General features: G+C 34.1%; 14 protein-coding genes. 3 read left to right on the forward strand and 11 right to left on the reverse strand.

Going from position 1 to position 12,289, the window contains the following annotated elements:
• Positions 1–169: 169 nt before the first annotated feature.
• Positions 170–1,606, reverse strand: coding sequence for an NADP-dependent phosphogluconate dehydrogenase (gene gndA, locus BP17_RS09655; RefSeq protein WP_035053895.1), 1,437 nt, complete (start codon positions 1,604–1,606; stop codon positions 170–172).
• 282 nt (positions 1,607–1,888) lie between these two features.
• Here gndA and BP17_RS09660 point away from each other — a divergent pair, with 282 nt between their 5' ends.
• The 3 genes from BP17_RS09660 to msrA all read left to right on the forward strand — a co-directional run bounded on the left by BP17_RS09660 (position 1,889) and on the right by msrA (position 3,772).
• Complete coding sequence (locus tag BP17_RS09660) at positions 1,889–2,845, forward strand: magnesium transporter CorA family protein (protein WP_035053897.1); 957 nt, start codon at positions 1,889–1,891, stop codon at positions 2,843–2,845.
• A 52-nt stretch (positions 2,846–2,897) separates the two neighbouring features.
• Positions 2,898–3,050: a DUF4044 domain-containing protein gene (locus BP17_RS13295; RefSeq protein ID WP_156956027.1), complete on the forward strand. Its 153-nt coding sequence runs from the start codon at positions 2,898–2,900 to the stop codon at positions 3,048–3,050.
• Between the two features lie 74 nt (positions 3,051–3,124).
• Complete coding sequence (gene msrA / locus BP17_RS09665) at positions 3,125–3,772, forward strand: peptide-methionine (S)-S-oxide reductase MsrA (RefSeq protein WP_035053899.1); 648 nt, start codon at positions 3,125–3,127, stop codon at positions 3,770–3,772.
• Positions 3,773–3,854: 82 nt separating this feature from the next.
• On the opposite strand, the gene recN is transcribed toward msrA, so the two are convergent.
• From recN to efp, 10 genes are all read right to left on the reverse strand, one after another.
• Positions 3,855–5,573 (reverse strand): DNA repair protein RecN, encoded by a 1,719-nt coding sequence (recN, locus tag BP17_RS09670; RefSeq protein WP_035053901.1) that lies wholly within the window; start codon positions 5,571–5,573, stop codon positions 3,855–3,857.
• 34 nt (positions 5,574–5,607) lie between these two features.
• Entirely contained in the window at positions 5,608–6,057 is a 450-nt protein-coding gene (gene argR, locus BP17_RS09675) for an arginine repressor (protein WP_035053903.1), read from the reverse strand.
• Positions 6,058–6,224: 167 nt separating this feature from the next.
• Positions 6,225–7,049 (reverse strand): TlyA family RNA methyltransferase, encoded by an 825-nt coding sequence (locus BP17_RS09680; protein ID WP_035053905.1) that lies wholly within the window; start codon positions 7,047–7,049, stop codon positions 6,225–6,227.
• A gap of 18 nt (positions 7,050–7,067) precedes the next feature.
• Entirely contained in the window at positions 7,068–7,967 is a 900-nt protein-coding gene (locus BP17_RS09685; protein WP_035053908.1) for a polyprenyl synthetase family protein, read from the reverse strand.
• A 21-nt stretch (positions 7,968–7,988) separates the two neighbouring features.
• Positions 7,989–8,225 carry an exodeoxyribonuclease VII small subunit gene (locus BP17_RS09690; protein WP_035053910.1) on the reverse strand — a complete coding sequence of 79 codons (237 nt, stop codon included), beginning with the start codon at positions 8,223–8,225 and terminating at the stop codon, positions 7,989–7,991.
• Positions 8,222–9,562, reverse strand: coding sequence for an exodeoxyribonuclease VII large subunit (gene xseA / locus BP17_RS09695; RefSeq protein WP_035053912.1), 1,341 nt, complete (start codon positions 9,560–9,562; stop codon positions 8,222–8,224). The genes BP17_RS09690 and xseA overlap by 4 nt, the downstream gene beginning before the upstream one ends.
• Before the next feature lie 41 nt (positions 9,563–9,603).
• The gene (locus BP17_RS09700) at positions 9,604–10,473 is read right to left on the reverse strand and encodes a bifunctional methylenetetrahydrofolate dehydrogenase/methenyltetrahydrofolate cyclohydrolase (protein WP_035053913.1); all 870 of its coding nucleotides are present in this window, start codon (positions 10,471–10,473) and stop codon (positions 9,604–9,606) included.
• A 339-nt stretch (positions 10,474–10,812) separates the two neighbouring features.
• Positions 10,813–11,256 carry a transcription antitermination factor NusB gene (gene nusB / locus BP17_RS09705; RefSeq protein WP_035053914.1) on the reverse strand — a complete coding sequence of 148 codons (444 nt, stop codon included), beginning with the start codon at positions 11,254–11,256 and terminating at the stop codon, positions 10,813–10,815.
• Positions 11,256–11,681 carry an Asp23/Gls24 family envelope stress response protein gene (locus tag BP17_RS09710; protein WP_035053915.1) on the reverse strand — a complete coding sequence of 142 codons (426 nt, stop codon included), beginning with the start codon at positions 11,679–11,681 and terminating at the stop codon, positions 11,256–11,258. The genes nusB and BP17_RS09710 overlap by 1 nt, the downstream gene beginning before the upstream one ends.
• A 47-nt stretch (positions 11,682–11,728) precedes the next feature.
• Positions 11,729–12,286 carry an elongation factor P gene (efp, locus tag BP17_RS09715; protein ID WP_035053916.1) on the reverse strand — a complete coding sequence of 186 codons (558 nt, stop codon included), beginning with the start codon at positions 12,284–12,286 and terminating at the stop codon, positions 11,729–11,731.
• Positions 12,287–12,289: the final 3 nt, after the last annotated feature.

A 12,289-nucleotide genomic window follows, 5' to 3' on the forward strand; every position in this document is an offset into this window, starting at 1 on the left:
AATAAGTGAGGACCTTGAAATCTATATTTAAGAACTATCAAACCATTTAAATATTTTTTTGCTTTATTCCTTCAATTTTCAACTAACATACACTGTTAGAGAACCAAAAAAGAGACTAAATTAAAATTTAGTCTCTTTTTTGTCGTCTTTTTTTGAGATAACTCAATAATTAAAGTTGTTCTTCTCCTTCATCACCATACCAATCAAAATGGAATGTTCCTGCTTTATCTTTTCTTTCGTAAGTATGTGCACCGAAATAATCCCGTTGAGCTTGGATAATATTTGCTGGCAAATCAGCCGTACGATAAGAATCATAATAAGCGATTGCTGAAGAGAATGTTGGAATAGGCACGCCTGATTTAACGGCGATCCCGACAACATCACGAACAGAATCTTGATAGTTTTTAGCAATATCCATAAAGTAACCATCTAACATTAAGTTTTTAAGATCTGGTTTATGATTGTAAGCATCCGTGATTTTTTGTAAGAATCGAGCACGAATGATGCAACCAGCACGGAATATTTTAGCTATTTCACCATATTGTAAATTCCAATCATACTCTTCACTAGCTGTACGCATTTGTGCAAATCCTTGAGCATAGCTCATAATCTTACTGAAGTACAACGCTTGTCTAATTTTTTCGACTAATTCAGCTTTGTCTCCTTCAACTTTATAACTAGCAGGTTTTGGTAAAATTTTGCTTGCCTCAACTCGTTCTTCTTTTAGTGCTGAGATATAACGCGCAAAAACGGATTCTGTAATCATTGGAAGCGGAACACCTAAATCTAGTGCACTTTGTGATGTCCATTTACCAGTTCCTTTATTTCCAGCACGATCCAAAATAATATCCACCATTGGTTTACCTGTTTCAGGATCTTTTTTTGTCAAAGCAGTTGCTGTAAGTTCAATTAAGAAACTATCTAATTCGCCTTTGTTCCATTCGGTAAAAACTTCAGCTATTTCATCTACAGATAGTCCAGCAACATTAGTTAACATGTGGTAAGCTTCAGCAATTAATTGCATGTCTCCATATTCGATACCATTGTGAACCATTTTAACGTAATGCCCTGCTCCATTTGGTCCAATATAAGTAACACATGCTTCGCCATCTTCATCAGCTACAGCAGCAATTTGTTCAAGAATTGGAGCAACTAAATCGTATGCTTCTTTTTGTCCACCAGGCATAATAGCCGGCCCTTTTAATGCTCCTTCTTCTCCACCAGAAACACCTGTTCCAATAAAGTTTACCCCTGACTCAGCAAGTTCTTCACTACGACGAATTGTATCTTTAAAGAAAGTATTTCCGCCATCAATCAATATGTCACCTTTATCAAGATGTGGCAATAAGGATTGAATCGTTGCATCTGTACCCTTACCAGCTTGTACCATTAATAAAATACGTCTTGGTTTTTCAAGTGAATCTACAAATTCTTCAACTGTACGAGTCAATACTAATTTTTTATCTGGATTCTCTGCAACAACTGCTTCTGTTTTAGAAGTTGTTCGATTATAAACTGATACAGAATACCCTCTGCTTTCAATATTTAAAGCTAAGTTTTTCCCCATAACAGCCATTCCAACTACACCAATCTCTTGCTTACTCATATTTATTTAAACTCCCTTCACTTAAAAACTGATTTTATTTTAACACTATTTCTCTGTTCTTTACTATCCTAGCAAAAAAAGGAAGAAATTAAAAGTTGTTTCATTTAAACTGACTACTTTAAGAATTATTTTATCTGCTTTCTAATTAAACTATACCGATTTTACCTGTATTTAATATTCCTTTTCACCTATTTTATTCCTAATTAGTGTAAAATAGGTGTTAAAGTAGACTTTATTGCTTAACTACATTTTCTATTAATCCTATTTTAAGGAGCGTTTGCTATGATCCAGTCCTATTACACAACAAATCAAGGAGAGATTATTCAAGATACTGATTTTGCTCATGTAGAGTGGATTCACCTTTCTGATCCAACAGATGATGAAATTAATCGGGTGGTTAACCATTTCGGGTTTCCAAAAGACTACCTTTCTAGTGTTTTGGACCCAGATGAGGTTTCAAGACATGAAAATTTAGAATTAGATGAAAGCAAAAGTTCTTCATTGGCTATGTTTCTTTATCCATTAAAAATAACGGGTAACCCAAACGATAGTGAATATGTTACCAGACCTTTAGCTGTTATTATGACCTCCAAAACCGTTATTACTGCTGCTGTTAATACACCTGATTTCATTTCAAAAATGATTGAGAATAAGCCGGATTTTCCAATATCTAGTACAAATCAAGAGCGTTTTTTGTTAGATATTGCTTGGCACATTTCGTCTAATTACATTATTTACTTAAAAGATATCAATGCTAAAATAGAAAAATTAGAAGACACTATTACAAAGACCTCAAAAAACCGTCAATTATTTGTTTTAATGTCCTTACAAAAAAGTTTAGTCTATTTTAGTACTGCTATCGAAAGCAATCATCCGATTTTCAAACGTTTAAAAGATATTGAGCGTTTTAATACCGATAAAAACATTCTTTCCTTTTTACATGATGTTGTCATTGAAAATCAACAAGCGGAAGCTATGATAAGACAATCTAGTAAATTACTAAAGCAAATTAGTACTGTTTTTTCTTCAGTTATTTCAAATAATTTGAATAATATCATGAAGGTTTTGACTTCAATTACCATTGTCTTAACTATTCCAAATATTGTTGGAGCACTCTGGGGAATGAATGTCTCTTTACCACTAGAAGATACACCCGGTGTTTTTTGGATTATTTGTTTGATCATCATTATTATCTGTGCTGTAACGGTTTGGATGTTAAGAAAAAAAGATTATTTTTAATAGTCTATTGATTCTGCTGGCATCTTTGTTGTAAACTATAAGAAATAGGTTTATGAAAGTGAGGGATTACCTCTTGGCGGCAAAAAATAAAAAAAGAGTTTCTAAAACACAACGCTTCACAAAAGCGTTTGTCTGGATAATGCTCATTGCAATGTTAGGTTCAGGATTTCTTTCTGTTCTTTACACACTAATCACTATGAATTAAAGTTTACCACAGAAAACGATTTTGCTAATCGTTTTCTGTGGTTTTTATTTTAAAAATTGGAGGTTTAATAAAAGATGAATTTAAATAGACACTCAACTTGTATTCAAACAGCTACCTTTAGTATGGGTTGCTTTTGGGGGCCAGATAGTTTATTTGGTCATCTCCCAGGCGTAATTCATACACGTGTTGGTTATGCTGGTGGGACAACAACTGATCCTACCTATTATTTAATGGCAGACCATACGGAAACTTTAGAAATTGACTTTGATCCTGAGGTTATTAGTTACCCAACTATTTTGACTTTATTCTGGGACAGTCATGACGCTGTCAAAGATCGTACCTATAAAGGACGCCAATATCTTTCTCTTTTGTTCTATCATGATGCCGAGCAGCAAAAGGTAGCTCACCAAGTTAAACAAAATTGGGAAAATAAGAATCACAAAAAAATACAAACAGAAATCCAACCTTATACTCATTTTTATCAAGCGGAAGATCGTCATCAAAAATATTTTTTGAAACGTTATCCAAAAGCTCATACAGCTATCTCCAATCTTTTCCCCACTTATTCTGATTATATCGATTCTACTATTGCTGCACGTTTAAATAGTTTTGTTAGAGAATTTGTTCTGCTAGCAGATATCAAAAAAGAACTGGATTTTTGGAACCTAACCAAAAGTGAAAAATATATTTTAGAGGATTTGCTTGATACTATTCATTGGTAAAGTTAATTGTTACTAGTTCTAAAGAAAAATATTCTTGCAATCAATCAGATTAAAAGTCTGATTGATTGCAAGAATATTTATTTCAACTAAATTTTTTTTGTTTTTGTCTTTCTATTTTAGCTAGTACGGTTAATTCCTTTGCATGTTCTAATGTTAGCTTTGTGATTTCAGTTCCTGCTAACATACGCGCAATCTCTTCTATTTTCTCTGAAGTTTCTAAGGCATTAACATGTGTCTTTGTTCGATCATTTTCAACACTCTTAGAAATATAAAGATGATTATCGGCCATCGCTGCTACTTGAGGCAAGTGAGTAATACACAGAACTTGAGAATGAACAGCTACCATATAAATTTTATTTGCAATAGCTTGTGCGACCCGTCCGCTAACACCTGTATCTACCTCATCAAATATAATACTCGTGATCCCCTGAGATCTAGAAAATATGGTCTTCATTGCTAACATCATACGAGACAATTCTCCTCCAGAAGCTACCTTAGCTAAAGGTTTTAACGGTTCACCCATGTTTGTAGCAATATAAAACTCTATTACGTCAAAACCTGATTCACGCGCTTCTTCGCTCAAAAATTCTTTAATTGGTTTAAAGAATTGAACTTCAAAAACAACTTTTTCCATATAAAGTTCTTGTAATTGCTCATGAATAGATCGTTCTATATCTTTGGCTACTGTTCTGCGTTTTATAGATAGTTGACTGCCTTTATTTATTAGTTTTTTTGATAAAACAGCTAATTCTTTTGTCATATTCGTTAAATGATTTTCACGATTCATTATTTGATCTAGTTCAGCTGAAATTTTTTCGTAATAACCCTTTATTCCCGCAATAGATTCCCCATATTTTCGTTTTAATTGTTTTATGATTTCTAATCTTTTTTCAATATCATTTAACCGGTCTTCATCATAGGCCATTTGATCTATTTCCCGCAAAATATCACTAGCTGCTTCTTGGAGTTGGAAATAACTACTTGAAATAGCTTCTGATAAAGTTTTATATTTTTCATCTATCGTTTCCAAAGAACTCATATCAGTCATTGCATTTCCAACTAAATCAATACCGTTTACCTCATCTCCTTGCAGTGCATCATAGCTCAAAGATAAGGCTGACATAATTTTTTGATAATTAGATAGAAGATTCTTTTCTTCTAACAACTCTTCCTCTTCTCCATCAAGAAGTTCTGCCATTTCAATTTCATTCGTTTGATACTGCAACATATCTAACCGTTGTGCTAATGCTTGCTCTCCGTTTTGCCATTTTTCATAGGCTTTTTCTACTTTTTTATATTGAATGTATGTTTCTTGAAAATCTTTTTTTAATGCGATTAGTTCCTTATCACCAAAATGATCCAACATGCTTAAATGGCGTTCCGGATTCATTAACTCTTGGTGTTCATTTTGACCATGGATATCAATAATTGATTCTCCAATTAAACGCAGCGTTGCTATAGTCACTAAACGGCCATTGATACGACAGATATTCTTTCCGCTACGATGAATATCACGTTGAATAATAACGCTATCTTCCTCACTGTCAATATCATAAGCCTTTAGTAATTCATAAGTAAGCGAATTTCCGTCTAACGAAAACAAAGCTTCTAATACACACTTAGCTGCGCCATGTCGGATAAATTCACTAGATCCTCTTCCACCTGCAAGCAATCCAACAGCATCAATAATGATTGATTTTCCTGCTCCTGTTTCTCCGGTCAAAACGGTCATACCGCTGTTAAAACTAAGATTTAAATTTTGTATAATAGCAAAATCTTTGATTGTTAATTCCTGAAGCACTGTTTATCACCTCCAATACTTCTTTCTTAAACACTTAAATTAATTGTATGAAATGGTTTTTTAACTGTAGCGCTTCTTCATGTGATCGACAAATAATAAGTACTGTATCATCCCCTGAAATAGCTCCAAAAACACTCTCAAAATTTGAAGAGTCAATTAAACTACCCAGCGCAAAAGCATTTCCAGGAATGGTTCGAATGAGTAGAAAACAATCTTGCGTATCCACTGAAACAAAAGCATCTTTAAATAAACGTTCCAATTTTTTTGATGTATCGTATTGAATATCAGGCGGCAAACTATATCGGTATCCTCCTGTTTGTGAGGGTACTTTTACTAATTGCAATTCTTTAATATCACGTGAAATAGTTGCTTGTGTGACTTCGATACCCTTTTCTTCTAATATACGCACAAAATCTTCTTGTTTTTCAATAACATTTTCTTTAATCAACTCTTGCAATAAATGGTGACGATCTCTTTTTTTCATGTTTCCACCTCATTTTCATAACTACTATTATTCATTTAATACTCCTATCATAGCGTACTTATTTCAGATAGAAAAGAAAAAAATAAAAGAACTTAAAAACAAAAAAACTAAAACTTTAAAATAAAATACGAATATACTGATTCCAAACAGTACATTCGTTATTTTATTCATTTTCGCTTTTTTAGTGTGCTATAAGCTTCTGCTAAAACTGACTCTATGTCTACAGTTTGAGCTAACTCACCTTGTATCTTGTCATTCCATTTTAAATGAGCTAAAAATTCAATATTTCCTTCACCACCAGTAATAGGTGAAAACGTCAAGTTCAATACATCATAACCAATACTTATTACAAATGAAAGCATGTCTGTCAGGACTTGTTCATGAACCCGTTTATCGCTGACAATTCCTTTTTCACCCACATCTTCCCGATGAGCTTCAAATTGAGGCTTTATTAAAGCCAAAACATCTCCACCAGAAGCAATAATATTCTTCAAGACTGGAAGAATAAGGCGTAGTGAAATAAATGAAACATCAATTGATGATAAATTTGGTCTGCCTTTTGAAAAATCTTCTGGCTTACAATACCTAAAATTTGTTTGTTCCATAACTATGACTCTTGGATCTTGACGAAGTTTCCATGCTAACTGATTAGTCCCAACATCTAAAGCGTAACTCATTTTAGCTCCATGTTGCAAAGCTGCATCTGTAAATCCTCCAGTAGAGGAGCCGATATCTAACATAATTTTATCAGCAATAGCCACATCGAATACTTTCATAGCTTTTTCTAATTTAAACCCTCCACGGCTCACGTAACGAGAATGCTTACCTTTTAATTGGAGTTGAGTGTCAATTGCAATTTTTTCTCCAGCAGTGTCAATTCTTTCTTCTTTAACTGTATAGACTTGACCAGCCATAATCATGCTTCTTGCTTTTTCTATCGATTCTGCAAAACCTTGTTCAACTAGGAGAATATCTACTCGTTCTTTCTTCATATAATGGCTCCTATCTTTTTAATCAATTGCCAATAAATCGATAATTTCTACTAATAAATTAAGTTGAATCGGCTTCGCTGATTTTTTACTAATATCTTCAGCCGTTCTTAGATTTACTTTTGCAAGTGTTAACTCTTGCTCCAAAGCATTTCGAGCTCCTTCAAGTGTCAATAAACCCGGATACGTGCTTTTATGATGGGCTTCATCCATTCCTGTATTTTTGCCTATTTCTTCAACATTGCCAATTATGTCTAGAATGTCATCCCGAATTTGATAAGCCAATCCGATGTGTTCAGCAAACTCCATCAATTGTTCTTCTATTTCTGGCATTGCATCAGCAATCACACAAGCCGCATGTATTGGGAATTTTAGTAATTCACCCGTTTTATTTTTATGAATAAGTTGCAGTTCTTTTAAGTTTAGCTTTTTTTTCTCACCTTGAATATCTGCCATTTGGCCTAAAATCATACCTTCTGGACCAGCTGATTTTGCTAATGCTAAAATGATTTTCATTTTCTTTTCTACTGGTATATTTGATTCAGCAATAATTTCAAAAGCTTGCGTCAACAAAGCATCTCCAGCTAAAATCGCAATATTTTCACCGTATACAATATGGTTGGTTGGCTTTCCTCTGCGAAGATCATCATTATCCATAGCTGGCAAGTCATCGTGAATTAAAGAATAAGTATGAATAAATTCTAAAGCCGCACTTGTAGCAAAGCCATCTTTTATATTACCGCCTAGCGATTGGATCGTTGCTAATAGGAGTAAGGGTCTAATTCTTTTTCCACCTGCTGCCAAAGAGTAGGACATTGCTTCATGTAGCTTTTCTTTCTTAGTTGAATCTTTTCCTATATATTCTAACATTTCTTTTTCAAAGGATGGCATTACTTTTTCTTTAAACGAACTTAGATCCATAGTCGACCCTCTTCCTTCTTCCTATTCCTTTTCACTATTTTCTTCAAATAATTTTTCTTTGCCATTTTCATCAACTATTTTAGTTAATGTTTGTTCTGCATTTTGCAAAGTTTCTTTACAGAACTTACTTAGACTTACGCCTTTTTGAAATTGGTCTAATGCCTCTTCTAAGGGGACATCTCCACGCTCTAAATTCGTTACGATCTCTTCTAACTGCTGCATGGCTTCTTCAAATTTCATTTTTTTTACTGTACTCATTTAGATTCCTCTTCTTTCTTTATCACTTTTGCTTCAAAGTTTCCCTTGTACAAATGAACGTGTATTTTATCCTCTAATTCAACTTGTGCGCTGTCTTTAATCACTTTTCCATCCTTTGTCGCATAACTGTAGCCGCGGTTCATGATTTTTAATGGGCTCAAATAATCTAGTGATTGAACAGCATAATGAAATCGTTTGTTTTGATTTTCCATATACCATTCCATTTGCGTAGTTAAATGTTTGTTCATCACACTCAAATCACTAAATTTTTGCTTCACCAGTTGTGTTGGATTTTGTGCGTTTAGTTGCAACATTTGTACGTTTAGTTCGTTTTTTAATTGCTGATTTTTCTCTTCCATTGCTCGGATGAGCCTTTCAGATAAAAGATCTAATTTTTGAGCATATCCTTCATACAATCTTTGCGGTTGATTAAATATATAAGAACCCAAATGACTGTTCAACCGTTGATTCAAAACCTCTACTTTGCGAGCATAGCTTTGAACAAGGCGCAATTTCAACTGATCAATTTTAATCAACTCATCAGACAACAACGGAACGGCAAGTTCAGCTGCTGCTGTTGGAGTTGCCGCTCGCACATCTGCTACTAAATCCGCAATAGTCGTATCTGTTTCATGTCCCACCGAAGAAATGATTGGTGTTTGAGCTTCGAATATTGCTCGGGCAACTTTCTCTTCATTAAAAGGCCACAGATCTTCAATTGAACCTCCACCACGGGCAATAATCATTGTATCAAAATCGCCTTTTTCTTCTACCATACGGATACTCGATACAATTGCATCAGCCGCTTTATTCCCTTGGACAAGAGTAGGATAAATAACTAATTGGACAATTGGGAAACGTCTTTTGATTGTAGTCATAATGTCTCTTACAACTGCACCGCTGGGACTCGTAACAACCGCGATCCTTTTAGGAAAAGTAGGAATCAATTGTTTGGGAGCATCAAATAATCCTTCATTCTTCAGTTTTTTCTTCATCTCTTCTAAAGCTTGGTATAAAGCCCCAACTCCATCAGGTTCCATATGTTCAATCGTTATTTGATAATTTCCACTGGCTTCATATAAAGAAATGCGTCCAATAACAAGTACCTTCATTCCTTCTTCAGGAGTAAATTTAAGTTTTTGAAAAGCCGGCTTAAACATGATAGCAGAAATTTTTGCATGATCATCTTTTAAACTGAAGTATTGATGCGCATTTGGTCTATTTCTAAAGTTAGAAATTTCACCTGTCAAATAGATTCTTTCCAAATAAGGATCACGTTCAAATTTCCGTTTAATGTATCTAGTCAATGCGGTGACCGTTAAGTAATCATCTGACACTTTATTCACTCCTTTGGCAACGTTGCTTCATTAAGAAAACACTATCTTTTTTTTCGTGAGTTAGAAGCAATTTTTTTAGCACTTTCAATCGTTTGATACAAGAGCATTGTAATCGTCATTGGGCCTACTCCTTTAGGAACTGGCGTTAAATAGGCAGCCACTTCAGCTACTTCATCACTTTTTACATCACCAATCAATTTCCCATTCTGATCACGATTCATTCCTACGTCAACAACTGCGGCACCTGGTTTGATAAATTCCTTCGTCACAAAGTGTCCTCTGCCCATCGCGACAACTAAAATATCAGCCGTACGAGCCAACTCAGCTAAATTTTTTGTTTTAGAATGAGCTACAGTAACCGTTGCATTTTTCATCAACAAAAGTTGGGCCATTGGTTTTCCAACAATATTGCTGCGACCTATGACTACTGCCGTTTTTCCTTCGATTTCCACCTGATACCGTTCCAAGATTTTCATAATACCATAAGGCGTACACGGTATTTTATCTGGTTGTCCTATAAGTAATTTCCCCATGTTTACAGGATGAAAGCCATCAACATCCTTTACAGAATCAATAGTATTGAGTATTTTATCTGAATCAATCTGCTTTGGCAAAGGTAATTGAACCAATATTCCATGAAAAGATGGATCCTCATTATATCGTTTGACTTCATTCACTAATTCTTCTTCTGTTATATTTGTTGGATAACGCTTTACGATTGAATGAAAACCTAAATTTTTCGCACGCTTTTCTTTGTTTTTAACATAGATTTGACTTGCAGGATCTTCTCCCACTAATAATACAACTAAACCAGGAATAATCCCTTCATTCTTAAGTTTATTGACCTTATCTTGCATCTCAATCGTCATTTCATCGGCTAACAATTTACCGCTCATAATTATTGCACTCATACGAATCCCACCTTTTTCGTCTCAATTAAAGTAAAATAATTTTATCATACTTATCTTATCATAAGAATTCGAACAGTTATACCCTCAAATTTTCATAGTAGCTATTTCTAAAAATGAGTACTAATCTATAAAATAGTAAAAATAGATCATTTAACAAACGTTGTTGGTACAAGTGTTCCACCATATTCTTTTGGAAATGAACGGCGTTATTATTCTAAATAAATAATTTGATTTACTTGATCAATCAACACTAAAATCACGCGCCTTCTTTTTATACAAAAAGAGGCATGAATGAATTTCTTCATCCACACCAAAAAATGTACACTCTAAAAATAAAACTTATTCAACTTCGTTTTTACTGTCTTCATTTACTATGTTTGCTAAAACACCGTTAACAAATTTTCTTGATTTTTCATCACTGTACTTTTTAGTAATTTCCAGTGCTTCATTTAATGCAACTCTGTCAGGCACATCTGAAACGTACATCATCTCAAAAATGGCTACTCGAATGATAATTAAATCCGTTTTAGCAAGGCGATCTAATGACCAGTTTTCTAAATGACCTTTAATTTTTTCATCTATTTCATCTTGTTTTTCCATTACACCTGATACAAGTAAGTCTAAATAACTTGGTACCAAAACTGTTTCAACTTCGTCAACTAATTCATTTGCACTTGTTAAAGCTTGTTGCATAGCTTCATCTTTAGACAATTCATCATTAACGGCAAGTTGAAAAAGAGACTGTAACGCTTTTTCTCTAATATCGCGTCTTGTTAAGCTCACTATTCGTCACCATCTTCTTCTTTATCAAGATCTAATAATTCTTGTAATTCAGTTTTTTCTGGGATAATTCCTACAATATGAACATTCACTTCGGCTAACTCGATGTCAGTCATTTGAAGTAATTGTTCTCTTACTTTTTCTTGAATCTCTAAAGCAACTTTTGGTACTGATACACCGTAAACAAAATAACAGTAAATATCTACTTTTAGGCCCTCTTCACCAGATGTTAAATGAACACCTTTTTTATGGTCTACTCGACCAAATAATTCAGAAACACCAGAAGAGATTTTCCCATGCATTGCATAGACTCCGTCTACTTTATTTGCAGCAATACCAGAAATTACTTCAATTACTTGAGGAGCTACTTCTATTTCCCCAAGAGTACCTTTAGTATCATGTATCGCAACAGTTGATTCTTCAGTCATAAGTCAAACCTCCTATATTCATTTCTTTTATACTCAAATTCAAATGATTATGCACGCGATACGTAAGAACCGTCTTGAGTGTTAACAATTAAGATATCATCCACATTTACAAAGAAAGGAACGTTAACAGTTGCTCCTGTTTCTAATGTAGCCGGTTTTGTTCCACCTGAGGAAGTATCCCCACGAATACCGGGTTCTGTTTCAGCAACACGTAATTGGACTGTATTTGGTAATTCAACGCCTAACACTTCTGTATCATACATTAAAACATGAACTTCCATATTTTCTTTCAAATACTTTAATTCATCGGCAATAGACTCACCGGGCATTTCAATCTGTTCATATGTTTCACTATCCATAAAAACATATGAACCAGCACTTTCATATAAATATTGCATTTTATTATTATTGATTTGAGCTTTTTTAACTTTTTCACCTGCACGGAACGTTTTTTCTTGTACGGCACCAGAACGCAAATTTTTAAGTTTTGAACGCACGAAAGCAGCACCTTTACCTGGTTTTACATGTTGAAAGTCTATAACACGCCAAATTGCACCATCTACTTCGATTGTTACACCTGTTTTAAAGACATTTACTGAAATCATTTA

Source organism: Carnobacterium pleistocenium FTR1, from assembly GCF_000744285.1.
Classification (GTDB): Bacteria; Bacillota; Bacilli; order Lactobacillales; family Carnobacteriaceae; genus Carnobacterium_B; species Carnobacterium_B pleistocenium.

Coding starts and splice junctions, on each gene's coding strand:
- efp (WP_035053916.1), bottom strand. CDS start 12,286: ATGATTTCAGTAAATGTCTTTAAAACAGGTGTAACAATCGAAGTAGAT.
- BP17_RS09710 (WP_035053915.1), bottom strand. CDS start 11,681: ATGACTGAAGAATCAACTGTTGCGATACATGATACTAAAGGTACTCTT.
- BP17_RS13295 (WP_156956027.1), top strand. CDS start 2,898: ATGAAAGTGAGGGATTACCTCTTGGCGGCAAAAAATAAAAAAAGAGTT.
- argR (WP_035053903.1), bottom strand. CDS start 6,057: ATGAAAAAAAGAGATCGTCACCATTTATTGCAAGAGTTGATTAAAGAA.
- BP17_RS09680 (WP_035053905.1), bottom strand. CDS start 7,049: ATGAAGAAAGAACGAGTAGATATTCTCCTAGTTGAACAAGGTTTTGCA.
- BP17_RS09685 (WP_035053908.1), bottom strand. CDS start 7,967: ATGGATCTAAGTTCGTTTAAAGAAAAAGTAATGCCATCCTTTGAAAAA.
- BP17_RS09700 (WP_035053913.1), bottom strand. CDS start 10,473: ATGAGTGCAATAATTATGAGCGGTAAATTGTTAGCCGATGAAATGACG.
- BP17_RS09690 (WP_035053910.1), bottom strand. CDS start 8,225: ATGAGTACAGTAAAAAAAATGAAATTTGAAGAAGCCATGCAGCAGTTA.
- BP17_RS09660 (WP_035053897.1), top strand. CDS start 1,889: ATGATCCAGTCCTATTACACAACAAATCAAGGAGAGATTATTCAAGAT.
- msrA (WP_035053899.1), top strand. CDS start 3,125: ATGAATTTAAATAGACACTCAACTTGTATTCAAACAGCTACCTTTAGT.
- gndA (WP_035053895.1), bottom strand. CDS start 1,606: ATGAGTAAGCAAGAGATTGGTGTAGTTGGAATGGCTGTTATGGGGAAA.